At 41.9% G+C, this 25,813-nt stretch carries 19 protein-coding genes; 14 read left to right on the forward strand and 5 right to left on the reverse strand.

Features of this window, described 5'->3' with window-relative positions:
* The first annotated feature begins 77 nt into the window (after nucleotides 1-77).
* The 11 genes from R8N49_RS05465 (at nucleotide 78) to rmf (ending at nucleotide 17,797) form a co-directional block, all read left to right on the forward strand.
* Nucleotides 78-743, forward strand: coding sequence for a hypothetical protein (locus R8N49_RS05465; RefSeq protein ID WP_186584239.1), 666 nt, complete (start codon nucleotides 78-80; stop codon nucleotides 741-743).
* 223 nt (nucleotides 744-966) lie between these two features.
* A complete protein-coding gene (pepN, locus tag R8N49_RS05470) occupies nucleotides 967-3,573 on the forward strand; it encodes an aminopeptidase N (RefSeq protein ID WP_186584240.1) in 2,607 nt (868 codons plus the stop codon).
* Nucleotides 3,574-3,638: 65 nt separating this feature from the next.
* Complete coding sequence (locus R8N49_RS05475) at nucleotides 3,639-3,857, forward strand: DUF2835 domain-containing protein (RefSeq protein WP_005377440.1); 219 nt, start codon at nucleotides 3,639-3,641, stop codon at nucleotides 3,855-3,857.
* Between the two features lie 201 nt (nucleotides 3,858-4,058).
* A complete protein-coding gene (locus tag R8N49_RS05480) occupies nucleotides 4,059-8,900 on the forward strand; it encodes an NAD-glutamate dehydrogenase (RefSeq protein ID WP_005377441.1) in 4,842 nt (1,613 codons plus the stop codon).
* 311 nt (nucleotides 8,901-9,211) lie between these two features.
* Nucleotides 9,212-10,222 (forward strand): quinone-dependent dihydroorotate dehydrogenase, encoded by a 1,011-nt coding sequence (gene pyrD / locus R8N49_RS05485; protein WP_017634281.1) that lies wholly within the window; start codon nucleotides 9,212-9,214, stop codon nucleotides 10,220-10,222.
* 168 nt (nucleotides 10,223-10,390) lie between these two features.
* A complete protein-coding gene (locus R8N49_RS05490) occupies nucleotides 10,391-10,933 on the forward strand; it encodes a cell division protein ZapC (RefSeq protein WP_005377444.1) in 543 nt (180 codons plus the stop codon).
* Between the two features lie 486 nt (nucleotides 10,934-11,419).
* A complete protein-coding gene (rlmKL, locus tag R8N49_RS05495; RefSeq protein WP_186584245.1) occupies nucleotides 11,420-13,540 on the forward strand; it encodes a bifunctional 23S rRNA (guanine(2069)-N(7))-methyltransferase RlmK/23S rRNA (guanine(2445)-N(2))-methyltransferase RlmL in 2,121 nt (706 codons plus the stop codon).
* Nucleotides 13,541-13,561: 21 nt separating this feature from the next.
* Nucleotides 13,562-13,804 (forward strand): glutaredoxin family protein, encoded by a 243-nt coding sequence (locus R8N49_RS05500; RefSeq protein WP_017821808.1) that lies wholly within the window; start codon nucleotides 13,562-13,564, stop codon nucleotides 13,802-13,804.
* The gene (locus R8N49_RS05505) at nucleotides 13,782-15,701 is read left to right on the forward strand and encodes an ABC transporter ATP-binding protein (RefSeq protein ID WP_186584247.1); all 1,920 of its coding nucleotides are present in this window, start codon (nucleotides 13,782-13,784) and stop codon (nucleotides 15,699-15,701) included. The genes R8N49_RS05500 and R8N49_RS05505 overlap by 23 nt, the downstream gene beginning before the upstream one ends.
* Before the next feature lie 7 nt (nucleotides 15,702-15,708).
* Nucleotides 15,709-17,442 (forward strand): DUF3466 family protein, encoded by a 1,734-nt coding sequence (locus R8N49_RS05510; protein ID WP_186584249.1) that lies wholly within the window; start codon nucleotides 15,709-15,711, stop codon nucleotides 17,440-17,442.
* A 181-nt stretch (nucleotides 17,443-17,623) separates the two neighbouring features.
* Entirely contained in the window at nucleotides 17,624-17,797 is a 174-nt protein-coding gene (rmf, locus tag R8N49_RS05515) for a ribosome modulation factor (protein ID WP_005377453.1), read from the forward strand.
* Between the two features lie 140 nt (nucleotides 17,798-17,937).
* Here rmf and fabA read toward each other — a convergent pair whose 3' ends face one another.
* Together fabA and R8N49_RS05525 are read right to left on the reverse strand one after the other, a co-directional pair.
* Complete coding sequence (gene fabA, locus R8N49_RS05520) at nucleotides 17,938-18,456, reverse strand: bifunctional 3-hydroxydecanoyl-ACP dehydratase/trans-2-decenoyl-ACP isomerase (RefSeq protein ID WP_005390081.1); 519 nt, start codon at nucleotides 18,454-18,456, stop codon at nucleotides 17,938-17,940.
* A 70-nt stretch (nucleotides 18,457-18,526) separates the two neighbouring features.
* Complete coding sequence (locus R8N49_RS05525; RefSeq protein WP_186584250.1) at nucleotides 18,527-20,167, reverse strand: S16 family serine protease; 1,641 nt, start codon at nucleotides 20,165-20,167, stop codon at nucleotides 18,527-18,529.
* Nucleotides 20,168-20,377: 210 nt separating this feature from the next.
* Between R8N49_RS05525 and matP the strand changes: the two genes are divergently transcribed.
* From matP to R8N49_RS05540, 3 genes are all read left to right on the forward strand, one after another.
* Nucleotides 20,378-20,827, forward strand: a complete 450-nt coding sequence (gene matP, locus R8N49_RS05530; RefSeq protein ID WP_005396497.1) for a macrodomain Ter protein MatP — start codon at nucleotides 20,378-20,380, stop codon at nucleotides 20,825-20,827.
* Nucleotides 20,828-20,842: 15 nt separating this feature from the next.
* Nucleotides 20,843-21,154, forward strand: coding sequence for a DUF3634 family protein (locus tag R8N49_RS05535; protein WP_005377468.1), 312 nt, complete (start codon nucleotides 20,843-20,845; stop codon nucleotides 21,152-21,154).
* A gap of 114 nt (nucleotides 21,155-21,268) precedes the next feature.
* Nucleotides 21,269-21,592 carry a hypothetical protein gene (locus R8N49_RS05540; RefSeq protein ID WP_025766620.1) on the forward strand — a complete coding sequence of 108 codons (324 nt, stop codon included), beginning with the start codon at nucleotides 21,269-21,271 and terminating at the stop codon, nucleotides 21,590-21,592.
* A gap of 614 nt (nucleotides 21,593-22,206) precedes the next feature.
* Here the strand turns inward: R8N49_RS05540 and R8N49_RS05545 are convergent.
* From R8N49_RS05545 to R8N49_RS05555, 3 genes are all read right to left on the reverse strand, one after another.
* The gene (locus R8N49_RS05545) at nucleotides 22,207-23,928 is read right to left on the reverse strand and encodes an ATP-binding protein (protein WP_132937252.1); all 1,722 of its coding nucleotides are present in this window, start codon (nucleotides 23,926-23,928) and stop codon (nucleotides 22,207-22,209) included.
* A complete protein-coding gene (locus R8N49_RS05550) occupies nucleotides 23,918-25,099 on the reverse strand; it encodes an FIST signal transduction protein (protein ID WP_017634895.1) in 1,182 nt (393 codons plus the stop codon). The genes R8N49_RS05545 and R8N49_RS05550 overlap by 11 nt, the downstream gene beginning before the upstream one ends.
* Nucleotides 25,100-25,212: 113 nt before the next feature.
* Nucleotides 25,213-25,569, reverse strand: coding sequence for a hypothetical protein (locus R8N49_RS05555; protein ID WP_005377473.1), 357 nt, complete (start codon nucleotides 25,567-25,569; stop codon nucleotides 25,213-25,215).
* Nucleotides 25,570-25,813 lie beyond the last annotated feature (244 nt).

The following is a 25,813-nucleotide window of genomic DNA, read 5'->3' on the forward strand; positions in this document are numbered from 1 at the left end:
TTACGTGATCTACATCTAAAATTTCGCGAAAGTGAAGACTACTGGCTAAGCTAAAAGAAAACGATAAGGATGCCGATATGAAGTGGTTCTTTATTTTACTTAGCTTTTGCTGCTTTAGTGTGGTTGGTGGAGAAAACACCAGAGAAGATGAATTAAGTCACTTTGACACGCCGTTTCTCATCGGAGACTGGTATTTAATGAACCCAAACCCCGAAGAGTCGGCTGAAAACTTTCGCGCGATCAAACTCTCATTAGGTTCGGACTACAGCTTTTCTATTGATATTCAAAAGAAAGACTATTCCGTTGACCATTGGGAAGGGCTGTATAACGCAAATGAAGACACCATCGTTCTTGGTTTAAACACCGACGAGCCTCAAATTTATGCCTATCGCAACAACCATAATACGCTTGATCTTAATGGTGTAACATTCACTAAGGGATTATCCAATTCACTTGCAGGTATTTGGTCTAGCTCTCACGTATCTGGCGACGGTCTTGTGGCAAACAACATTAATCAGATGGATTTGATACTTCAACCTGATTTCGTGTTCATGTTTAGGATTTCGAACGAAGAAGGGGATGAGTCCATCAAACAAGGTGTGTTTTACACAGAAGATGAGTTTCTGGTTCTGTTGTATGAAAATGGCGAGCATGGAACCACGTATAAGCTCAACAAGAATGAGCTAACGATCGAAGATTCCAATGGTGATATGTACGCCGTACTCAATAGAGTTACGCCATGATGCCTTCATGCGCCAAATTACGCGTGCGTACGGTAAGTCATTAATGTTGTTTAAATGTTAATCAAAAAACGGAGCTAGAGCACTAAAAGCTCCGTTTTTTGATGGAAAGACTTGTATTCTGATACCACAACCCCTACAAATAGCTTATATAGTGATACCAGAACTGCATTTTTGATCATGCAGTCTGGTATTTTTGTTGTTCGACATACAAGGATTTATGCTCATGTCTCAAGCTCCCCTGGCCAAATATCGTAAAGATTATAAAGAGCCATCTCATGCGATTACTGATATCGATCTTACTTTTGATCTATATGACAATGACACAATCGTTACGGCGGTATCAAAAGTTGCTCAAAAAGGCGATACAACAACGCTAGAACTCGATGGCGAAGGGCTTGAGCTACGCGCTGTAAAAGTAAATGGTGAGGATTGGGCTCATCACGAGGTGAAGGAGTCATCGCTGGTACTGACCGATCTTCCATCCGAGTTTGAACTTGAAATCGTCACCAAAATTGATCCTGAAGCGAATACAGCACTCGAAGGTTTGTACAAATCAGGCGGCGCATTTTGTACTCAGTGTGAGGCTGAGGGCTTCCGCCGTATCACGTACTATCTAGACCGTCCGGATGTTCTAGCAAAATACACAACAAAAGTGATCGCAGATAAAGCGGCTTACCCATATTTGCTGAGCAATGGTAACCGAATTGCAGAAGGTGATGCAGAGAACGGTCGTCATTGGGTTCAATGGCAGGATCCGCATCCAAAACCAGCTTACTTGTTCGCCCTTGTTGCAGGCGACTTTGATGTATTGCGTGACAAATATACAACGATGTCAGGTCGCAGTGTTGATTTAGAAATCTTTGTTGATAAAGGTAACTTAGATCGTGCAGGTCATGCGATGACATCTTTGATCAACTCGATGAAGTGGGATGAGGAACGCTTTGGCCTGGAATACGATCTGGATATTTATATGATCGTTGCTGTTGATTTCTTCAACATGGGTGCAATGGAAAACAAAGGCTTGAACATTTTTAACTCAAAATATGTTCTGGCGAACGATCAAACTGCGACAGATCGTGACTATTTAGGTATCGAAGCTGTGATCGGTCATGAGTACTTCCACAACTGGACTGGCAACCGTGTCACTTGTCGTGACTGGTTCCAACTAAGTCTAAAAGAAGGCTTAACCGTATTCCGTGACCAAGAATTCTCTTCTGACTTAGGTTCTCGTGCTGATAACCGTATTGATAACGTACGTATTATTCGTGGTCCTCAATTTGCGGAAGATGCAAGCCCAATGTCTCACCCGATTCGTCCTGACAAAGTCATTGAGATGAATAACTTCTACACGCTAACGGTGTATGAAAAGGGCAGCGAAGTTATTCGCATGTACCATACACTCCTTGGCGAAGAGGGCTTCCAAAAAGGAATGAAACTTTATTTTGAACGTCACGATGGTACCGCCGCGACGTGTGAAGACTTTGTTTCTGCAATGGAAGATGCCACCGGTGTTGATTTAAAACAGTTCCGTTTGTGGTACAGCCAATCGGGTACACCAACGCTACGCGTAAATAGCGAATACAACGCTGATGCAAAAACTTACGCACTAACGGTAGAGCAATTTACGGAGCCGACGCAAGACCAAGCAGAAAAACAAGCGCTGCATATTCCGTTCGATATCGAGTTGTATGATTCGAAAGGTCGAGTTATCCCACTGGTAATTAACGGTGAATCTGTTCATAACGTGCTGGATATTAAACAAGATAAGCAAACGTTCGTATTTGAAAATGTCGAAGAACAGCCAGTGCCATCTTTGTTGCGTGAATTCTCGGCACCAGTCAAATTAGAATACGATTACAGCGATGACGAGTTAGTCTTCTTGATGAAGCACGCAACGAACGATTTTGCTCGATGGGACGCTAGCCAAATGCTATTGGCTAAATACATTCGTCAGAATGTGAAAAACGTTCAAGCGGGACAAGAAGTATCGCTTTCTGAAGGTGTGATAGATGCTTTCCGCGGTGTGCTGTTGGATGAAACGCTTGAGCCAGCTTTCATTGCTCAAGTTTTCTCTATGCCTTCAATCAATGAGATTACTGGTTGGTACCAGCAAATTGATATCGATGCCGTAGACAAAGTGCTAAACAGCATTACAGTGTCACTTTCTAAAGAGTTAGAAGATGAGCTAAGTGCAACTTATCACACGCTTAAGCAAACAGAGTATACGATCGACCATGCTGCTATTGGTAAGCGTGCTTTACGTAACCGTTGCCTTCAGTACCTAGCACATACGGAAAAAGGTAATGATTTAGTCAACGCGCAGTACGCATCTGCAAATAACATGACAGATACGATTGCTGCGATGAGTGCTGCAAATAACGCTCAGCTCGAGTGTCGTGAAGCACTTATGGCTGATTATAGCGATAAATGGAAGCACGATGGTTTGGTTATGGATAAGTGGTTTGCACTTCAAGGTAGCAATCCTGCAGAGGATGCTCTTGAAAAAGTAAAAGCAACCATGAACCACGAAGCATTTAGTTTGAAAAATCCGAACCGTACGCGCAGCTTAATTGGCTCGTTCTTAAGTGCGAACCCTGTACGTTTCCATGATAAATCCGGTGTAGGTTACCAGTTTGCCGGTGAAATTCTTCGCCAACTAAATGATTCGAACCCACAAGTAGCTTCTCGAATGATTGATCCTTTGCTTAAGTTCCGTAAATACGATGAAGCTCGCCAAGCAATGATTCGTGCAGAACTTGAAAAGCTCAAAGCAATGGATAATCTTGCTAAAGATCTATTCGAAAAAGTGACTAAAGCACTAGACGAATAGTAAACAACACAATAGGGTGGTCATTTAGACCACCTTATTTGTTTATGTCACTTAGTTTTCACTTCATGAACTATTACTACTTCAATCTCAACATTTCATATCAAACGTTTTTATCTCATTATTCTGGTGCGGCAAGTGTTGTTCAAGTTGTCACACACAACGGTTTGCGTTTGCAGTTACCCGCCGCGAGATTTAGACCATTTCTTAGTCAATTGGGCGTTAGAGGCCAGTTTAGACTAACAACTGACCAAAATAATAAGTTTCTTAAGTTAGAAACTCTGTGATGTATTGTATTTGCAGAGAGTTAAATAGGAATCTTAGTCACAGAATCGGACATTTCACCTCTTACCACTACGATTAGTTGTTAAACATTTGTAATTATGCTTTTACAATGGGCACATGCATTACCTATGCTTAGTTTCTAAGGTAACAACCTAGCTACTAAGTCCCCCTACAAAACAACAATTCTAATGTGGAGTGTGAATATGACCGCGCGTGAAAATGTAGTGCCGGTTCTGCTTGAAAAGGTTTACCAACTGATTCAAGACAAACTCGAGCTTTCTCACCAAACGCTTGTAACTAAACTTGCTCAACACTTATTCAGTAACATTGCTGATGATGATCTAATTCAGCGAAACGAATCCGACCTTTATGGTGCTGTCGTTAGCCTTTGGCACCATATCAATGAAAAAAAACCAGAAGAGATTTCGGTTCGAGTATTTAACCCGACCGTAAGTCGTCAAGGCTGGCAATCCACACACACAATCGTAGAAATTGTTGTTCCAGATAGTCCATTCTTAGTGGACTCAGTCAAAATGGCTTTAGCACGTTTGGATCTTGTTTGTCACCTAATGTTGAATAACCCAACACAGATTCAGCGTGATAAAAAAGGCCAAGTTACAGACGTAAACGGTGAGGGTGGTGTTCTTCAATCACTTTTCCACATAGAGGTAGACCGCCTTACTAGTAAAGACGAGATGCAAGCGCTTAAAGAAGAGCTGTTAAGAATTCTATCTGATACTCGCTTAGTCGTTGATGACTGGAAGCAGATGGTTGATAAGCTTAAGTTTGTTACTGATGAACTTGAGAAAAATAAAGATCGTGTTTCTATCCAAACTGATCGTATGGATGAAACGATCGCATTTCTTCGTTGGCTAGAAGATCATAACTTTACCTTTATGGGTTATAAAGATTATGACTTAAAAGAGGTCAATGGTGATACCGAACTTGTTCCTGCTAAAGAAAAAGGACTAGGTCTGTTTGCTGATGACAAGCGCGTGCGTAGCGTCAAGCTCTCTGAATTATCAGATTCAGCGCGATTAGAAGCGAAAAAACCATACGCTCTGATCATCACCAAAGGTAACAAAGCATCTCGTATCCACCGTCCAGCTTATACTGATTACATCGGTATTAAGAAGTTTGATGAAAACGGTAAAGTAATAGGTGAGCATCGCTTTACTGGTTTATATACCTCCGCCGTTTACAACCAAGCGGTACAAAGTATTCCTTTGATCCGTGAAAAAGTTGACCGTATCCTTGAAGCAAGTGGATACCGTCACGGATCATACTCATACAAAGCATTGCACAATATCTTAGAAAACTACCCACGCGACGAGTTGCTTCAAGCTAATGAAGAAGAGCTGCTTGAGGTGGGAATGGGTGTTGTACAAATGCAAGATCGTGACTTGCTGCGTTTGTTTGTTCGTAAAGACCCATTTGGTCGTTTCTTCAGTTGCATGGTTTATGTCACTAAAGATCGTTACAACACAGAATTGCGTCGTCAAACTCAACGCATTCTTAAGCAGTACTTTGGTTGCGAGCAAGAGGTTGAATTTACAACGTACTTCTCAGAAAGCCCACTAGCGAGAACACATTACATTGTTCGTGTAGACAATAACAACATTGACGTAGACGTGAAAAAGATCGAGCAAAATCTAATGGAAGTTTCTACCTCTTGGGATGACAGACTAAAAGAATCCATCATTGCTAACTTTGGTGAAAGTAAAGGCCTTCCTCTTTCAAAAGAATATATGAGTGCGTTCCCTCGCTCATACAAAGAGGACATGATGCCAGGTTCTGCGGTTGCAGATATCGAGCGCTTAGAAGCGTTAAGTGATGATAATAAACTTGGTATGTTGTTCTACCGACCTCAAGAAGAGGGAGCAGATTCCAAAGCTGTCCGCTTAAAGTTATATCATCGCGATGAACCAATTCACCTTTCTGACGTAATGCCGATGTTGGAAAACCTTGGTTTGCGTGTGATTGGCGAATCGCCATATGAGATCGAGAAAAACAACGGTCAGACTTTCTGGATCCTTGACTTCTCTATGCTGCATAAGAGCGAGAAAACCGTTGACCTTCGTGAAGCTCGTGATCGTTTCCAACAAGCATTTGCTGCCATTTGGGCGGGTAATCTTGAAAGTGATGGTTTCAACCGATTGTTATTAGGTGCGTCTTTATCTGGCCGTGAGATTTCCATTCTTCGCGCTTACGCACGATACATGCGCCAAGTCGGCTTCCCATTCAGTCAGCAGTACATCGAAGACACGCTAAGCCACTACCCAGACTTAGCGACAGGTCTAGTCAAGCTGTTCACCAAGCGATTTGATCCGAAACACAAAGGCAGCGAGAAAGGCCAAAACGATCTAATTAAAAAGCTAACAGAGCAGTTGGATCGTGTAGAGAGCTTGGATGATGATCGTATTATTCGTCGTTATATTGAAATGATCATGGCGACGCTTCGTACCAACTACTACCAAGTAGACGAGAATAAGCAGCCTAAGCCTTGGTTATCTTTGAAAATGAAGCCAAGCGATATTCCTGAGATTCCGCAGCCTGTACCTGCATTCGAGATCTTTGTTTACGCACCAGATATTGAAGGTGTTCACCTTCGTGGTGGAAAAGTGGCTCGTGGTGGTTTGCGTTGGTCAGATCGTCAAGAAGACTTCCGTACGGAGATTCTTGGCTTAGTAAAAGCGCAACAGGTTAAGAACACTGTAATTGTACCAGTTGGTGCAAAAGGCGGCTTCGTTTGTAAACGCCAGCCATCTCTCACCACTCGTGATGAAATTTTTGCGGAAGGTCAGCGTTGTTACAAACGCTTTATCCGTGCACTGCTAGATGTGTCAGATAACATCATTGAAGGAGAGGTGGTACCACCACAAAACGTTGTTCGTCACGATGAAGATGACCCATATCTAGTAGTGGCTGCCGATAAAGGCACAGCAACCTTCTCAGATTTGGCAAACTCTGTTTCTGCAGAATACAACTTCTGGCTAGGTGACGCATTCGCTTCAGGTGGTTCAAACGGTTACGATCACAAAGCAATGGGAATCACCGCAAAAGGTGGTTGGGAATCTGTTAAACGTCACTTCCGTGAAATGGGCATCAACTGTCAGACCACTGATTTTACTGCAATCGGTGTAGGTGATATGGCAGGTGACGTGTTCGGTAACGGTATGCTGTTATCGAAGCATATTCGATTGCAAGCTGCGTTTAACCACATGCACATCTTTATTGATCCAAATCCAGATTCAGCCAGCAGCTGGGAAGAGCGTAACCGCTTGTTTAATTTGCCAAGATCAAGCTGGGAAGATTACAACAAAGACTTGATCTCTCAAGGTGGTGGCATCTTCTCTCGTCGATCAAAATCGATCCAGTTGACGCCAGAAATTCAGAAAATGTTAGGTACGAAGAAAGCATCTTTAGCGCCTAACGATCTGATAAAGATGATCTTGAAAATGAAAGTCGATCTTCTTTGGAACGGTGGTATCGGCACTTACGTTAAATCATCAACAGAAACTCATACAGATGTTGGTGACCGTGCTAACGACATGCTGCGCATTGACGGCCGTGACTTAAGAGCCAAAGTGGTTGGCGAAGGTGGTAACTTGGGTATGACTCAGCTTGGTCGTATCGAATACGCACTAACTGGCGGTCGAGTGAACACGGACTTCGTTGATAACGTAGGTGGCGTTGACTGTTCGGATAATGAAGTCAACATCAAGATCTTCCTCAATGGACTGGTTTCAAATGGCGATCTTACGGTTAAGCAACGTAACCAAATTCTAGAGTCTATGGAAGACGAAGTGGGTGAAATTGTCTTGGATGATGCTTACCGTCAGTCGGAGTCGATCTCTGTTACTGAACAGCAAGGTGTTGGCATTGTTAAGGAGCAAATTCGATTCATCCACACTATGGAGAAAGCAGGGTACTTGGACCGTGCTCTCGAATACATTCCTGATGATGAAACGCTAATCGAGCGTGAAAAACAGGGACTAGGTCTGACTCGCCCTGAGCTATCAGTGTTAGTTGCCTACGGTAAAATGGTACTTAAACAGCAACTTGTTACGGATGAAATCGCAAATGATGAATTCCATGCAAAACAACTTGTTGAATATTTCCCAAGTGCGTTACGACGTAACTATAAAGATCAAATGGTTAATCACCCACTGCGAGCTGAAATTATCGCTACAGCATTGGCTAACCAGATGGTTAATGAAATGGGCTGTAACTTCGTTACTCGTTTGCAAGAAGAAACTGGTGCAAGTGTTGTCGATATTGCCAACGCTTACAGTGCGGCTAGAGAAATCTTTGATTTAGAAGAAATCCTCAAGCAAACTCGCAAACTTGATAACGTTGCGACAGCGCAAGCTCAATACGAAATTATGTTTTACGTGCGCCGAGCACTGCGTCGAATTGCACGCTGGTTGCTTCGTAACCGTAGCGGCAAATGCACGGTCGGTGAGTTGATTGCTATCTACAAGCAAGATGTCAATGTTATCACTGAAACCCTAGACACTATGTTAGTTGAGTCTGAAGTTGAAGAACACAATGAGTTGGCTCAAGGTTGGATAGAGAAAGGGGTTGAAGAGAAACTCGCTCACCAAGTTGCCCGCTTATCAAGCTTACAATCTGCACTGGATATTTCATCAGTAGCAAGTGAAACAGGTAAAACGGTTGAGCAAGCATCGAAACTCTACTTTAACTTGGGTGACCGTTTATCGTTGCATTGGTTCTTGAAGCAAATTAATAGCCAAGCCGTTGATAACAACTGGCAAGCACTTGCAAGAGCGGCATTCCGTGAAGATCTGGACTGGCAACAACGTCAACTTACCGCTCAGGTACTGACTTGTGGCTGCTCAACCGAAGAGCTTGACGTGATGGCTGCGTTAGAAGATTGGATTGAAACTAACGAGCAATCGTTGCACCGCTGGGAGAGTATCTTAAACGAGTTCAAAGTTGGCTCAGTACACGAATTTGCTAAGTTCTCTGTAGCACTTCGAGAGCTAGTACTTTTAAACCTCAACTGCTCATCGAAAGAGTAGTGGAATAATCAAGTCATAAGTAAAAGCCTCGTTATTTAACGGGGCTTTTTATTATCTATTATTCACATTTGGAACGAAAATAGTTACATTGTCACATTGAGTTGAAATTAAAACAGAGTGAAATCGATTGCTTTTAAGCGGTTAGTTACGATTTTTATCGCAGAAACTTGATTGTAATTGTTTGTTTTATATTTGAAAATCTTATAAAGATATAGGTTTTTACTTATTACGTTCATTTTCATTGAATTACGATGAAAAACGGTAAATAATATTGTCCCGTTTATACGGGGCTTTTTTCTTTCGGAGGCACAATGCTTTACCGTCTAGCCAGAACTGGCTTTTTCCAACTCGATGCCGAGAAGGCACATGATCTTGCAATCAAGAACTTCCAACGCTTTAACGGCACACCACTTGATCTCTTTTACCGCCAACAGTTACCAACTCGTCCAGTTGAGTGTATGGGTCTAACATTCCGTAACCCTGTTGGTCTTGCGGCTGGTTTAGATAAAAACGGCGAATGTATTGAAGCATTTGATGCCATGGGCTTTGGCTTTGTCGAAGTCGGCACTGTAACGCCACGACCACAACCAGGTAATGATAAACCACGCCTATTCCGTTTAGTGGAAGCAGAAGGGATCATCAACCGCATGGGCTTTAATAACCTAGGCGTTGATAATTTGATCGAGAATGTTAAACGAGCAAAATTCAATTGTGTTCTCGGAATTAATATCGGTAAAAATAAAGATACGCCAATTGAGAAAGGGGCAGAGGACTACCTGATTTGTATGGAAAAAGTGTATGAGTATGCTGGCTATATTGCAGTAAACATCTCATCGCCAAACACTCCAGGTCTTCGTTCACTTCAATATGGTGAAGCCCTTGATGAACTGCTTTCCGAATTAAAGGCGAAACAAGCGGAGTTATCAGAGAAGTACAACAAGTACGTCCCGTTAGCATTAAAGATTGCGCCAGATTTAAGTGACGATGAAATCTGCCAAATTTGCGATTCTTTATTGAAAAACAATATAGATGGTGTGATCGCGACTAACACAACTTTGGATCGCACGATCGTAGAAGGGATGAAACACGCCAATGAGGCAGGTGGCTTGAGTGGTCGCCCTGTGCAATCACGCTCTACGGAGGTCGTACGTAAGCTTCATGAAGAGCTTGGAGACAAACTTCCAATTATCGGTGTTGGTGGTGTAGATTCCTATGTTGCAGCCAAAGAAAAGATCATGGCAGGCGCTAAGCTTGTTCAAGTCTACACTGGCTTTATTTACCACGGCCCAGGTCTCGTACGTGATATTGTTAAGAATCTTTAACATATACATCAAAAACTACTGAAAAATCAGTACCTGTTACATAAAAAAGAGGACTTTGTTTCCTCTTTTTTTTTATCCGTTCGTTTGTAGAATTTAAAAATCACGAGTAGGTAATTAAGCGTCTTACCTCTTTACCACTGATTTAACTAGTCAAGAGAGAACGGAATAATGCTTAAACCCAGCGACAAATGGAATTGGTATTTTGACGAGCAAAAAGCTTGCTTAATGCTGGATCTGGGGGAGGAAATGATTTTCCAAACCAATCTATCCCGAAAATTGTTGGTTAACTGTGCCTTCTCAAACAGTGAATTTACCGTTGATGACGCCAGCGCATTTCAAACGTTTAATGAGCGCATTCGCTGTCTCGATATCAGTGAATATCGCCAAGCTGAATTAACACTGTATTGTGTTGCTGCAAAGCGTTTTCATAAACCTGTACAGCCTAAGAGCTGGTTCTTCGATGCACAGTCCTCTGATTATGAACCTCAAGAAGGGGACATGGTCTTTCTCACAAATCAATATTCTGATGGTATGTTCATCGTTCTAGAACCAGGCGAAACATCGAGCTTATGTGCTTATGTTAACCAAGAAGCCTTCGTTCTTGATGGCAATAAGGCGCTTCAATTTGGGCAGCCGATTAAAGTAATGCATGATCGCATGGCTTGTGCAAATCACCTCTTTGCAATGACCCCTATGGCAATGGTGGGTTAAAGCGGTTTAATTTTTCTTTATTTCGTTCCTTTGTTTGCCTTAATCGACCTTATTGGGTCGATTTTTTTTGTCCTTTCCTCTGACACTCCAATCCGAAAGACCATGAAACTGTTTGTTTTCTATGCATGCAAACATGAAGCTGGTCACTTTTATTTTACTTATTTCAATTTGATTACTCCTTTAATTAGGCAACCTAGCGCCTAAAACAACCCTATTTATTCCCCTATAAAGGGCATTTGTAAGTAATTTACATCAACCAATCACGACTGGTATATACCAAAATGCATGTAAATAAGTATTCACTTCTTCTAAAGGAAACAAAATACGTTCATGAATGAAAAACATTCAAACTAAAGATGTTGAAAGTTTTAGATCATTTGAGTGGTGATGATTTGAACTAACGGGTGGGAAAATACCTTTAAAAACGAGGCATTGATCGTAAAGTCAGGTATAATTGAAGCCATTTTTTATCAGCGAAAGAACACTATGAATCAATATCTCGCGGTAACTTCAAATGGCATGGAAAATTTGCTTGTTGAAGAACTGACTAAACTAGGCATTGAAAATGCGAAACCAGTACAGGCAGGCGTAAAATTTAAAGCGACAAACGAACAGGTTTATCGCTGTTGTTTGTGGAGCCGTTTAGCGTCTCGATTTGTACGTGTTTTATCTGAGTTCACGTGTAACAACGACATGGACTTGTATCTATCCACTTCCACTATTAACTGGGTTAACCAATTTCATAGCTCTAAACGCTTTGTTGTGGACTTTAACGGCACAAACCGTGAGATTAGAAATAGCCAATACGGAGCTATGAAGGTCAAAGATGGCATCGTAGATTGCTTTGAGAATAAAGGCTTGCCACGTCCTAATATCAGCAAAGAACGCCCAGATATTCGTATTCACGTTCGTTTGCATAAAGATAAAGCGTTGCTTGGGATAGACATGGTAGGTAGTGGTCTTCATCAGCGTGGTTATCGACCAGAATCGGGTCGTGCGCCATTACGTGAAACGCTTGCTTCTGCGATTATCATGCGTTGTGGCTGGGATGGGCATCAACCATTACTCGATCCAATGTGTGGTTCTGGTACTTTGCTTATTGAAGCGGCAATGATGGCAGCCAACATGGCACCTGGCGTTAAGCGCAAACAATGGGGCTTCGAAGTTTTGGAAGATTTTGAACCGGAGACCTGGGCTGAGATTAAATCAGAGGCTAATGTTCAAGCTAGACGAGGTGTCAAGAAAGTTGACGCTAAGTTTTTTGGATTCGATAACGACTCCAAAGTATTAAAAGTTGCTCAAGAAAACGCCCGCAGAGCAGGTGTTGAAGAGTTGATTGAGTTTGCGCAAGGTGATGCTGCAACTATTACTCGTCCCGCAGGATTTGAACACGGTGTTATCGTTTCAAACCCACCTTACGGTGAGCGTCTAGGAACTGAGCCGGGGCTGATTGCGCTATATACCGCATTCGGTGGACAGCTAAAATCTGAGTTTGGCGGATGTAAAGCATCTATCTTCTCTAGCTCAGACGAGCTCTTGAGTTGCCTTCGTATGCGCGCTGATAAACAGTTTAAATTGAACAACGGTGCGTTACCGTGTCACCAAAAGAACTACAGCATTGCCGAGCGCAGCGCTGATGAAGTTAAAGGTGCAGATACTAACGTTCAAATCGCACCAGACTTCTCAAACCGTTTGAAGAAAAACATTGGCAAGATTGGCAAGTGGGCGCGTAAAGAGAAACTAGACTGCTATCGTATCTACGATGCAGACCTTCCAGAATACAACGTAGCGATCGACGTGTACGGCGATCAAATTGTGATTCAAGAGTACGCAGCACCTAAGAACATCCCTGAAGAAAAAGCCAAGCGTCGTCTAACGGACATTATCCGTGCGACGATTCAGGTGACCGGTGTCGAAGCGAACAAAGTTGTACTGAAAGTTCGTGAGAAGCAGAAAGGTCGAAGCCAGTACCAAAAATTAGGTCAGGTATCAGAGACGCTCGAAGTAAACGAGTACGGTGTGAAGCTGATCGTGAACCTCCATGACTACCTAGACACAGGCCTGTTCTTGGATCATAAGATCACTCGTCGTCGTCTTGGCGAAATGGCACAGGGTAAAGATTTCCTTAACTTGTTTGCTTACACTGGTAGTGCAACAGTGCACGCTGCAGTTGGTGGTGCGCGGTCCACTACAACTGTCGATATGTCAAACACCTACTTGAATTGGGCGAAAGACAATATGCAGCTTAATGGCTGTGTAGGGCGCCAACATAAATATGAACAAGCGGACTGTTTGCAATGGCTAGAAAACGCAGAAGGTGAGTACGACTTGATCTTTATTGACCCACCTACGTTCTCTAACTCTAAGCGTATGGAAACATCATTCGATGTACAACGTGACCACATTAAGCTGATGAAGAATCTCAAACGTTTACTGAGAAGTGAAGGCACAATCGTATTTTCAAATAACAAACGTCATTTCAAGATGGATGAAGAATCACTCGCTGAATTGGGTTTGAAGGCTCAGAATATTTCTTCTCAAACGTTACCATTAGATTTTACGCGTAATAAACAGATTCATAACTGTTGGCTAGTAACGCACGCGTAGTATAAACAAAAGGATTAATACGTGCTGATATTGTATAGCACGGAGGGATGCCATCTTTGTGAGATGGCATTTGCTCTAGTAGACCAAGTCGGTTTGGCCGAGCAAACAGATATCATCGATATTGCGTTCGATGATGTACTATTTTCTCGTTACGGCGTCACAATACCCGTATTAAAATATCAAGATTCTGAGTTGAACTGGCCGTTTGACTTAGAACAACTCACACATTGGTTGGATAATAATGGCATTACTTACCATTCATAACGCACAACTTGCATTTGGTGACCACCCATTGCTAGACAAAGCGGAGTTCGCTCTTCAAGAAAACGAACGCGTTTGTTTAGTTGGTCGTAACGGAGCAGGTAAGTCCACGTTAATGAAAGTGCTTGCCGGCGACATTTTGTTGGATGATGGCAAGATTCAAATAACTCAAGACGTAGTAGTTTCTCGGCTTGAACAAGATCCACCGCGCAATCAAGAGGGTACGGTTTACGAATACGTATCTGGCGGTTTGGCTGAAATCGGCGAACAATTGAAGATCTATCACGATTTTCTCGATCTTGTTGCTCAAGACCCAAGTGAGAAGAACATTAACCGTTTGGCGAAAGTTCAAGAGCAACTTGATCATTCTAACGCTTGGCGCTTTGATGACCGTGTTAAGAACGTACTTGGCGCTTTAAAACTAAGCCCAGAAACCAAACTGACCGATCTATCCGGTGGCTGGCAACGTAAAGCTGCTTTAGCTCGTGCGCTGGTTTGTGATCCTGATGTATTGCTTCTTGATGAACCAACAAACCATCTCGATGTGACAACGATCGAATGGTTAGAGAACTTCTTAAAAGACTTCAAAGGCTCGATCATCTTTATTTCTCACGACCGTGCATTCATCAAGTCGATGGCGACACGCATCGTTGACTTAGATCGCGGTCAATTAGCTTCTTTCCCTGGTAATTACGAACAGTATTTGAATGACAAAGAAGAAATGCTTCGCGTCGAAGAAATGCAAAATGCTGAGTTCGATAAGAAACTAGCTCAGGAAGAAGTGTGGATTCGTCAAGGCATTAAAGCACGTCGTACTCGTAATGAAGGCCGTGTTCGAGCCCTTAAAAAACTTCGTGAAGAGCGTCGTGACCGTCGTGAAGTTCAAGGTAAAGTTAACCTAAATATCGATGATGCTTCTCGTTCAGGTAAGATTGTATTTGAAGCAGAAAATGTATCTTTTGCTTACGAAGGTAAGACAATTGTCGACGACTTTAGCTTTAACATCATGCGTGGTGACCGTATTGCACTTATCGGACCAAATGGCTGCGGTAAGAGTACGGTACTTAAATTGCTACTAGGGCAATTGGAAGCGCAGTCTGGTCGTTTACACTGCGGAACAAAATTAGAAGTCGCGTACTTTGATCAGTACCGAGAGATTTTGGATCCAGAAAAGACAGTGATCGATAACTTAGCGGATGGGAAACAAGAAGTAATGGTTGGGGGGCGTCAGCGTCATGCGCTGAGTTACCTTCAAGACTTCTTATTTGCACCTAAGCGCGCCAGAACCCCGGTTAAGGCACTTTCTGGTGGTGAGAAAAACCGATTATTGCTAGCCCGTATCTTGTTGAAACCAAACAACTTACTTATTCTTGATGAACCAACTAACGATTTGGATATCGAAACGTTGGAACTTTTAGAAGAAATGCTTGCCAATTATCAGGGTACATTATTGTTAGTGAGTCACGACCGTGAGTTCGTAGACAACACAGTGACAACCAGCTGGATTTTTGAGGGTAACGGTATAATCGAAGAGTTCGTTGGTGGTTATCATGATGCTAAACAGCAGCGTGACCAAGTTCTTGCTTCGCGCAGTCAGGTTGAAAAGCCAACGAAGAAAGAGAAAGTGGTTGAGGAAACTCCCAAAACTACGCAACCTAAGAACAATTCGAAGAAGTTATCGTATAAGCTGCAAAGAGAATTAGAGGCTCTACCAGCTAAACTTGAACAATTAGAGTCGGATATCGAGAGCCTTCAGGAGCAAGTGAACGATCCAGAGTTCTTTGCTAAACCTGTAGAGCAAACTCAGCCGGTATTGGAACAGCTTGCTGCACTAGAGCAGGAGTTGGAAATCGCATTCGAGAGATGGGAAGAACTCGAAGCAATGCAACAGGATAGTTAAGAATTCAATGAATTGTAGTAATAAATTCAAATTGACCGCCATTGCAATGATGGTTGGTACCACAATGAACGCACAGGCGGCATTGTATCAAGTTGTTGAGGTTTCACCTCAGGATCATGGTTCAAACGGTGACTACCAAACGGCTTACGGGGTTGCAATTCAACAGGGCGATGCAGGTACAGATCCTTCAACAGGTTCACCTTTCGCTTTAGGCTGCTTTGATGCAGCAGCAAACTGCACGCCAGAGCAGTTTAAACTTGCAATGGAAACTCGCACTACACCGATTTCAGCGACACAAGCCGTGGATGGGAACAGCTATCGTGAAGAAATCCCATTCGGATTAGACGCTGGCTTTTATTACATCCAAGAACTCAAAGACTTTGAGCGTTACTGTTACAACCAGCTTCGCTATTCCACCTGTGACTCTTGGGCTTCAGTAAACTGGACGCCGTGGAATAAAGAACGTAGTAAAGACTTTACTTCTAATGCGTTAGCGTTCATAGAAGAAGATTCTGCTGCTTATAAAAATGAATATAACAATGTTATCAACCAGCTTACCGAGGATGGTGCAGCTGTCGGTAATCAGAGTAAAGTTAGCACAGAAAATGCTTCTACATTAGAAACACGAAATACCGTAGTTGCACCAGTAGAGCCAAATATTCTTACTGGCGATAATGACGCAAGTGTTGTGCAAAGCCATGCTTGGAGCACAGACGGCATTTTTACTGTTGGCAGTGTTTCTCGAACAGCAAGCAATACCAATGGATCTCACCACACATCAAAAGCAGCGATTTGGGATCAAAGCGGAACCGTCAGTGAATTGGCTTGGCCTAGTGGCACATCTAAAGATGGAGAAAGGTTAGCTCAAGGGAGCATGCGTGACCTTGTCACTGATGGAACAACGGTCTATGGCGTAGGTTACAACACTTACAGTGATGATAACTACCTGAATGCGACCGTCTTTGTCGGAACTCTAGAAGCCGAAGGTAGCGTTGAAAACGCAACTTGGAAAAATAAAGTTGTTGTAGGAGCTAGACAGCGCGAAGGTGATGATACGGTTCATACAAACTCACGCTTAACCGACGTTAACTCTAATTTTGTTGCTATTGGTGAAGCGAAACGTTCGGGCGGATACTTAATGCCAACGGGCTCTGCTCCGAATCGTCTCTTTATCGTAGATGATGTTCGTAAGGATTCTATTAGCGCTTTTTACCCAACTACTGGCATTTTCTTTAGCGGTGCGGGCGGTAAGATGGGCGGTATCAACTCTTACAATGAGATCGTCGGGCAACTTGATGCAGAAACGACTCGTGAAGACGATGGCAAGCCACGTCGTAAGCGCGGTTTTATCTATCCATATAGCCTAGGTGGCGAGACTAGTGAACGTGCTGCAACATTGTTTAATGGAAAAGCTTGGTTCCTAGACAGTTTGACTAATGGCGGTGATTACTCTGAACAAAACAATCAGTTTCGTATTATCGACGCAACTGATATCAATGATGCAGGTGTGATCTCTGGTACTGCTATGAAATGTGCAGGTGGTTATAGCACAACAGCAAACAATGCGACATGTAGCTCTGAAGAGCAAATTGTAGCCGTCAAACTAGTACCTATTGCTGACGCAACGAAGGACGACATCGTATCTCGAAGCATTGACTCAACGACGACAGAGCGTCAAGGTGCAGGTCTTGGTTGGTTAGCTTTGACCATGCTTGGATTGTTTGGGTTCCGTAGAAAATAGTTAAAAATCGTCAGTAATTTTTAAATCAAGCAGAGGCTCACACATTTGAGTCTCTGCTTTTTTTATGCCTTGAGAAATTGCCTACTTTGATCGATTCTTATAAGTGGAGTCATAAAAACTCCATCAAAGTTTCACAATAACAGCTGTACGTTAGTAAATGGACCTGTATGAGGAATTAACTATGAAGAGACAAAAGCGTGATCGCCTAGAACGAGCTCAATCTCAAGGCTACAAAGCTGGGTTGAATGGAAGGTCTCAAGAGGCTTGCCCATATCAACAAGTTGATGCTCGGTCGTATTGGTTAGGTGGTTGGCGTGATGCCAGAGATGAAAGACAATCTGGTCTCTACAAATAAACTCTCCACATACAAAAAGAAGGATTCGAAAGGGCTCTACGGAGCCTTTTCTACATTATAGGGACATAGGGAAGTAGGTTAACACTCGATAACAAAAAGGCTCCTAACTAGGAGCCTTAATAAATCGATTAAAATCGTGATTAGAAGCTTGAAGTATCTTGGAACAAGCCAACTTTCAAATCTTTTGCTACGTAGATTTCTTTGCCGTCCACACATACACGACCGTCAGCCAAACCCATCACAAGCTTACGGTTTACAACGCGTTTCATGTGGATTTCGTACGTCACTTTTTTCGCTGTTGGCAGGATCTGACCTGTAAACTTCACTTCGCCAACACCCAGAGCACGACCTTTTCCTTTGCCACCAACCCAGCCAAGGAAGAAACCAACAAGTTGCCACATCGCATCAAGGCCAAGACAACCCGGCATTACAGGGTCGCCAGGGAAGTGGCAGTCAAAGAACCACAAATCTGGAGTAATATCCAATTCCGCCAAGATCAAACCTTTACCAAAATCGCCTTCAGTCTCAGACATTTTAGTAACACGATCCATCATTAGCATGTTTGGCGCAGGAAGCTGAGGGTAACCAGGCCCAAACAGTTCGCCTTGGCTAGAAGCAAGTAGATCGTCACGGTTATAAGAATCACGTTTGTTTTGCATTATCAATTACTCCAATTTTTGATAGCTGCATCTTAGTGAACACGTGTACGCTAAACAACTCCGATCAGTACTAGACAAACCAGTTTTTGATGCGCTGCACAATTCCTTCTGGATGCTCATGTCTTTCAAAGTTTTCAATACGTTCCGCTATTTTGCCAATAATGCTATCGTCTTCACCTCTAAAAGGTTTATTCATTACAATCGGAATAGCTTCATCTACGGTAGAAACGGACCAAATATGGAACTCACCATTTTTAATGCTTTCTATTACATCTTTATGTAATGCAAGGTGTTTAAGGTTTGATTTTGGCATCACAACACCTTGATTTCCTGTAAAACCTTGATGTTTACAAACCTGATAAAAGCCTTCAATTTTTTCGTTCAAGCCACCGACGGCTTGCACTCGACCAAACTGATCAACAGCTCCTGTAACAGCAACTTGTTGATTAATTGGAGATTCAGATAAAGCACTCACCAAGCAACAAAGTTCTGCAAGAGATGCGCTGTCACCATCAACTTCACTATAAGACTGTTCAAATACGATGGAGGCAGAGTAAGGCAGTGGTTCATCCAGTTTCAGAGCAGAGCTCAAGAAAGCTTGCATAATCATCATGCCTTTTGCATGTAGATTGCCTCCAAGCTCAGCTTTGCGCTCAACATCGGAAACATCGCCATCACCAAAATGAATCACACAAGATATTCGTGCAGGCTCACCATAGCTGACAGGGTGCCCAGCCATATCAATAACGGTTAGGCCATTGATTTGACCAACTTGTTCCCCAGTTGTCTCAATGATGACTTGGCCATCTAAAATATCGTACACGGCACGCTGAGGAAGGTAAGATTCTCGGTAATACTTGTCGTCAATCGCTTTATCTAACGACTTGTAATCTAATGCGTGACCATCACTGAACTGGCTGGCAAGCGTTAGAAGTTGAGAGTGCCACATTACTCCTAAAGGCAGATAATGTTGATCTTCAGTAAATCTCATACCGGCTAGCAACAATCTTCTAAAACCACATTCAGTTAAGTGAGGCAGCTTATATTGAGAACATATCCAGTTCACTAAACCAAAGTAATCTGTCAAATTCTGCTCTGACAGATGAATATCTTCTTCAACTTCCGTATACATGGCAAAGCCAGAACAGAAGTCTTCATCGATGTATTCTAGCTCTGCTAACTGACTTCTTTCTCCTGTTACAATCAGTTTTACTTCATAAGCTTTAGCTTGCGGTACTGAAGTAGGTAAACGAGTAGGGCTTAGGTTCAGTGGCTCGATAAGGTTTTGTTGAATTGCAGACTTTATATTTGGCCAAAACCCTGGGTTAGCCAAAATTAGATTAGCCGGTACAATTAAGTAACCGTTATCTGCCTGTGAAATTAAACCAGGTTGGAAGGCAATATCACCACTTACATCAACACTGTAACGGTCAAATAAACGTTTGGCATCAAGTGATTCCGAAAAAACTATCGCAGCGTTAGACTGGCTCTGAAGAGCTTTACTGATGAACTCTCTATATACAGAATTATCTACGCAGTTAATGAGTAGTACTCGCGTCAATCCGGAAATTTTTGAAAAACGAGATATCGTTGCCGACATTCTCGGTTGGAGATCAGTAAAAGACTTCTTTGGTAACGAAGGTGCAGACTTTAAAAGTGCTTCGTACTGCTCAAGTGAAGGTGTTACGTCTTGCCAATTAAGTTGGTTCATTAAAATTCATCGTAATTCAATCTTGCCGACATTATAACGAAACGGACTATAACACCCTAGCACCAATTTGGTTTGCTCTCGGCATTCATCTCTCAATGAACAATACTTAGACAAATGAGTGATCAACATCGATACTTCTAAGAGTTTTATTTGCCCAAGTAAACCATCTGGGTTACGCTGTCACTAGGTTATGTTTATGGGTCGGAACAAATGAAATATCAGCAGCTTGAGAATCTAGAATGTGGGTGGAAATGGAAGTATCTCATCAAAAAATGGAAAGATGGTGAAGCGATTACCCGACATATTGATACAAGCGAAGCAGATGCAGCGGTCGCAGAACTAAAACGCCTTGAACACGAGCCTACACTTGTCTTAGCTTGGATAGAAAACCACATGTCAGAAGAGTTAGATAATAAACTCAAGCAGGCTATCCGAGCGAAACGGAAACGTCACTTCAATGCAGAGCAAGTCCATACAAAGAAGAAATCCATTGATTTAGATTACCGAGTTTGGGAAAAGCTTTCTAGTAGAGCGAATGAACTTGGTTGTACGTTATCTGACGCAATTGAATATTTGCTTTCCGAAGCGTCGAGAAGTGAAAAAGCGAGTCAAAAAGTTACCTCAATTAAAGAGGATTTGAGTAAATTGCTATCTAGCTAGGATAGGGAGTGCCAAATGTTATATGTAATCTTAATTGCAGCCATCGTGATCTTTTGGTTGATCGCAGTCGATAGGCCGGTGTTAAAAGTAAAGTTCGATAATGGCCATATTAGTAACGTAAAAGGGCATCTACCTCCTTCTTTCAAACACAACTTACAGGATATTAGTGAGCATAACCCGTTTACTGGTGAAATGAAGGTGTATAGCCAACGAACAGGAATGCGCTTAAGCTTTTCCAAAGGCATTCCCAAAAAAGTTCAACAGAGGATTCGTAACGTTTTTCCGCACCAGGGCTTCAAAGCAAACAAAGGCAAGAAGCGCGCTTAATTACATATCAGTTACTTCATCATGTTAAATGGGACGCAATGTGGCGTCCCATTTTCGTATCTACAGAAAAATTACTTATCATCGAACAATCAACAACATAAACGGACCAAAACGATGAGATACGTTGTAACTTTAATGGTATTGATCTTTGCAAGTAATTCAGTTTTTGCTGACGATTCAGAAACGAACCTGTTGGCTAAAAAGATTAAGACTAAGCTTCAAAAGAAAGTAGACAATAAGTTTGATGGCTATCAAGGTTATTGTGACGTCATGATAGAAATGGAGCACAAAAGTAAAAACGCAGTAATAAAAAGAGTAACCAGCAGTGGTGACCAAAAAGTGTGTAGGTACGTTAAGTCCAACTTGAAGAAAGGAAAACGCTATCGTTACAAATACCCCGAAAAGTACATTCGCCTCCATATAACCACAGGCTTATAAATGTTTCAGAACGCAACTGAGCTCGTGATTTTTGGCAGATTTCGTTGCGGAGCGATTAGAGCGTTTAGCTGATTTTTGCTGTTGTACGAGGCGAGTATGAAAGGCTTTTTTGTTTGGTAGCGCTTAAGTTAGTAATCGTGATGCCATTGAATGGCAAATTCAGTGAGTTGGCCATCATCACCATACATAGATTGATTCAGGTGCTTACGGAAGGACACGCCAGTAAGTCGGGGACTAAGCGCGCATCAATTTTCAATAAGAGATTTGATTTGCTTCGTAAGCATAACCACAAACCAAACTAGCGATTGCAAGTCCACAGGAACCTCGGTTAAAGCCTCAAAAGCAAACAATGTTGTTAATCTTAGGAGGACATTTTAAAGTAGCTAAAACCGGACATTATTGCTTTGAGATCTCACTCCTTGGTGCGCATTATATGTGTTATGTTAAATTATGTATTGCTGTACGCTAAATGTTGTCTGAGTATGCTCCTATTCCCTTGCAGATTTTAAATTTAAGGGCTTTAGCATTAAACATAATGGTTATTTACCATAAAATACTTAATATAGATCTTAATAATCTATCGATTGTTAAGATCTATATTAACGCCTTTTTACTTATTGAAATGACTGTATAGCTTCAAAGATATCTTGTCTTCTAACTGGCTTGGAAATGAATCCGTCCATACCGGCATCCAGGCATTTATCTCTATCGCTTTCTAGCGCATGTGCAGTTAACGCTATAATTGGGGTCCTGAGACCTTTATCTCGAATAAGTCTTGTTGCGGTAATTCCATCCATCACTGGCATCGAGACATCCATGAGAATCAAATCGATTAAAGCCTCATTCTCTTCTAAAAATGTTAATGCCTCTGCTCCATGGCTTGCGATATGAACATTATGGCCAAGCTTATTTAAGATAAGCTTTATTACGAACTGATTCGATTCGGTATCTTCTACGACGAGAAGTTCCATTGCTTTTGTCGGTTGATTGGTTTCGATTCTAACTGGACGATTTTGATTACAACGAGTCAAAACTGGAATCGAAATCGTAAAGGTTGAACCAACATGCTCATCACTTTTAACGGCAATCTTTCCACGCATCATTTCGACTAAATGCTTGGTTATTGCGAGCCCCAGTCCTGTACCACCGAAGCGTCTCGTGATGGAACGGTCTCCTTGATGAAATGCCGTAAACAAGTGCTCTTGCTTTGCTTTAGATATACCAATTCCAGTGTCAGATATTGAGATCACAAGTTCAGCATCTTGCTCAGATACAGAAACTTTTACTTCACCTTCGTCTGTAAACTTTATTGCATTCCCTATTAGATTAAACAGAATTTGAGATAACCGCGTGGAGTCAATCCAAAATTGTTTGTCATTAGTGACAGTACAGTTGAGCTTGAATTTAAGATTTTTCTTCTTAGCTATTTGTTTTTGCTGAGAAATAACAAAAGTGACAGTGTCTCTTAAGTTAATCCATTGTTCATTGAGCTGAAAGCGACCTGACTCGATTTTAGAAAGATCAAGAATGTCACTGATTATCGCGAGAAGTAACTCTGCAGAGCACTCCATTTGGCTCAAAGCATCAATTTGTTCTTCTGACAAGGTTGATTGCTTCAGTATATCTAGCATTCCAAGAACGGAATTTAAAGGGGTTCTTATTTCATGACTCATCATCGCTAAGAACTCCGACTTAGACCGGTTCGCAAGCTCTGCTTCTTCTCTTGCTTTAGCGAGCTGAGTTGTTCTTACTTCAACGATACGTTGTAACTTCTCTTTCGTCTCGATATCAATGACCGCCCTTTCAATTAAGGGACGAAACCGCCTCAAGGTTTCCTTATTCTCTATGCTAAAGTGCCCTTTCTGAGCTCCAATAAGTAGGATTACGGTTTGCGTTACTTCTGAACGTATACCAGTTAAAACGACCGAGTTTACATGGCTTTTTATAAAGCTGTTTAAGTTAACAAACTCAGCGAGTTTATCTGGCTCGAACAGTAGAATGCATTCACCATTGAGAGCTCTTTGATAGGTGTTACCGTGTAACCAGGATACATTATCAAATACGCTATTAGTTGATATCAATGTCTTGAAGGGATATCGTTCACCATCACGAGTCAGTACAATAAAATCATCGAAGTTGATGTACTTTTTGAGGACATTGTTTAATCCCGTAAATATCTCATGCCGATTCTTTGCCTCACTCATCGCAGATATCGCGGAAAGAATGGCCTTGTTTTCATCGGCGAGTAGTCGTTCTCTTTGTCTAGCCTGCTTTAGCTCAACTAACGCTTCTTGAAGCGCTTCCTGTTGATATATGTCTAAGTATTTATCTTTCATAAGGTTTATGGAATATAGCCGATGAAATCATCAGGTTTCCATGTCCATTCTCACCACCAATAAATCTACCTTGCTCGCCGAAAGTAAAAGGGCAAATAAAAGGCAAATGTTCTAGTTCTTGGTTAATTTGTTCACAAACGCTATTCATGTCTTGCATTAAGTGCAACATGGGACCTGCGCAAAAGATATTTATCACTCCAATTTTTCGAGACTCTTCTAATTTTTGGTTAAAAGCGGCATTGACGACTTTTGCAGCGCGCGCAACGAGATGCTCACGACTTCCTTTCATTAATGTGAGCTCGTCACCCTCTTCTATTCGTGTAAACAACTCGATTCCACCATCTGGCGTCTCACGGATCGGATGGGATAACTTGTAATATGGGCGATCATAGAGATGACCTGCGATCCGCCCTAATGGATAAGCACTCGAGTTTGTAAACAGCATATTATCTTTACCTACTTGGTTATCCTGGTGATTTGTCCACCTTCTATAAACATTGAGCGCAGGTTCATTATCAATTTCAAGTAAGCATCTATCGTTGGTCTTGGTTGCAACACCTTTGATATTAGTTGGTGTATGCCCAGCGCTAAAAGCGATATCAACAGGTTGAGAGGAGTAAAAGAGAGTTAAGCTTAAACCTGAAGTTTGAGAGCCTTGGGCGGTTATCACAGACCATTTCCCAGCGATGTTATTATCAGCGGCCGAACCACCAATAATTGGAATTAGAGTTCCAAATCTTTCATCTATAGACGCAATGATTGATTCCTCTTGCCCTGGTGTAGCATGAAGTAGAATTAAGTTTGGTACCTCTCCTACACGGTTTGCGTTCTCAAGGGCCATATCCAAAGCCTTGGTGACGCTGTCACCTGAGTTGTGATTAGAAATACCAGTACCATAAGCATGAGGACCTGTATCATAAACAGCAAGTGCCGCAATTACTGGTCCTGTATGAAAGCCCTGATCTGTCATTACGGCTTGACATGAACTGGCGCCATGAAAAGGCACACCAGGAAAATGCGCAAGAAACGCTTCTCGAATCAACTCGAAATTGTATTCTTCCGTGTAGTAACACATCACGTAAGACAAGTTCTGTTGTGTCAATTCGGACCTGAGCGTTTTTATCGCTGAGTCTTCATCTTTAATATGAGTAAAAACTGATTGGCAATGCATACGATTTTATAATTGGATATCACTCTGCTGTTATACCATTCCAACCAATTTTCTCTAGGTAAGAAGGTGTTAATTTCATTAATAAGTTACGATTATCTCGTGATAGATCGTATTTATAATTGAACTACAACAATGTTTTCACCTTTTTTAAAGGTGATTTTTTTCGATTCAGGCATGATGTCCCATTCTACTGACTTATGCTTTTCGTTGAGATTGATAAAATTACCAGATTGATTTAGATCAATTTTTAGAGTGCTACTTTCTGTCGTTTCGAGCGAAATTCCCATTGAGTCACGATTAATCGTGATTATTTCTCCTTCAATTGTTACATCGCATCGTTCTTTTTGTGAACAGTCAACGCTATTAACACTCTCGTGTGTAAAGGTACGCCAGAAAAATGCGCCTATTAAAACACTGAGCATGATTAAGATTTGTGCAAGTCGCGCCTTTGTTAACTTTTGTGCAGGCATAATTACTAATATCCTTGTTACAAACTTCAAACTTTTTAAATAAAAAATGATTTCCAGAGGTCCAGTAAGGTTACTACCCTGTCATTGAATTGTTAATTCAAGTATAGTGTCACGCTGAAAATGCCACTTTTTATTAAAGTCAGCAATGGAAATAAGGTGATGATAACACTTGAATTCTAGAGTTTACTTGGGTGGTGTTACGACGCAAGTCGTGTTGGAAGTAAAAGTGTAGTTAATTAGAAAT

It is taken from the genome of Vibrio sp. 1978, from assembly GCF_033344345.1.

What these genes read in the sequence shown, in the direction of transcription:
- matP (WP_005396497.1), top strand. Translation starts at nt 20,378, where the DNA reads ATGAAATATCAGCAGCTTGAGAATCTAGAATGTGGGTGGAAATGGAAG.
- fabA (WP_005390081.1), bottom strand. Translation starts at nt 18,456, where the DNA reads ATGCAAAACAAACGTGATTCTTATAACCGTGACGATCTACTTGCTTCT.
- pepN (WP_186584240.1), top strand. Translation starts at nt 967, where the DNA reads ATGTCTCAAGCTCCCCTGGCCAAATATCGTAAAGATTATAAAGAGCCA.
- rmf (WP_005377453.1), top strand. Translation starts at nt 17,624, where the DNA reads ATGAAGAGACAAAAGCGTGATCGCCTAGAACGAGCTCAATCTCAAGGC.
- rlmKL (WP_186584245.1), top strand. Translation starts at nt 11,420, where the DNA reads ATGAATCAATATCTCGCGGTAACTTCAAATGGCATGGAAAATTTGCTT.
- R8N49_RS05540 (WP_025766620.1), top strand. Translation starts at nt 21,269, where the DNA reads ATGAGATACGTTGTAACTTTAATGGTATTGATCTTTGCAAGTAATTCA.
- R8N49_RS05545 (WP_132937252.1), bottom strand. Translation starts at nt 23,928, where the DNA reads ATGAAAGATAAATACTTAGACATATATCAACAGGAAGCGCTTCAAGAA.
- R8N49_RS05550 (WP_017634895.1), bottom strand. Translation starts at nt 25,099, where the DNA reads ATGCATTGCCAATCAGTTTTTACTCATATTAAAGATGAAGACTCAGCG.
- R8N49_RS05510 (WP_186584249.1), top strand. Translation starts at nt 15,709, where the DNA reads ATGAATTGTAGTAATAAATTCAAATTGACCGCCATTGCAATGATGGTT.
- R8N49_RS05475 (WP_005377440.1), top strand. Translation starts at nt 3,639, where the DNA reads ATGAACTATTACTACTTCAATCTCAACATTTCATATCAAACGTTTTTA.
- R8N49_RS05505 (WP_186584247.1), top strand. Translation starts at nt 13,782, where the DNA reads ATGGCATTACTTACCATTCATAACGCACAACTTGCATTTGGTGACCAC.
- R8N49_RS05490 (WP_005377444.1), top strand. Translation starts at nt 10,391, where the DNA reads ATGCTTAAACCCAGCGACAAATGGAATTGGTATTTTGACGAGCAAAAA.
- R8N49_RS05535 (WP_005377468.1), top strand. Translation starts at nt 20,843, where the DNA reads ATGTTATATGTAATCTTAATTGCAGCCATCGTGATCTTTTGGTTGATC.
- R8N49_RS05465 (WP_186584239.1), top strand. Translation starts at nt 78, where the DNA reads ATGAAGTGGTTCTTTATTTTACTTAGCTTTTGCTGCTTTAGTGTGGTT.
- R8N49_RS05480 (WP_005377441.1), top strand. Translation starts at nt 4,059, where the DNA reads ATGACCGCGCGTGAAAATGTAGTGCCGGTTCTGCTTGAAAAGGTTTAC.
- R8N49_RS05555 (WP_005377473.1), bottom strand. Translation starts at nt 25,569, where the DNA reads ATGCCTGCACAAAAGTTAACAAAGGCGCGACTTGCACAAATCTTAATC.
- pyrD (WP_017634281.1), top strand. Translation starts at nt 9,212, where the DNA reads ATGCTTTACCGTCTAGCCAGAACTGGCTTTTTCCAACTCGATGCCGAG.
- R8N49_RS05525 (WP_186584250.1), bottom strand. Translation starts at nt 20,167, where the DNA reads ATGAACCAACTTAATTGGCAAGACGTAACACCTTCACTTGAGCAGTAC.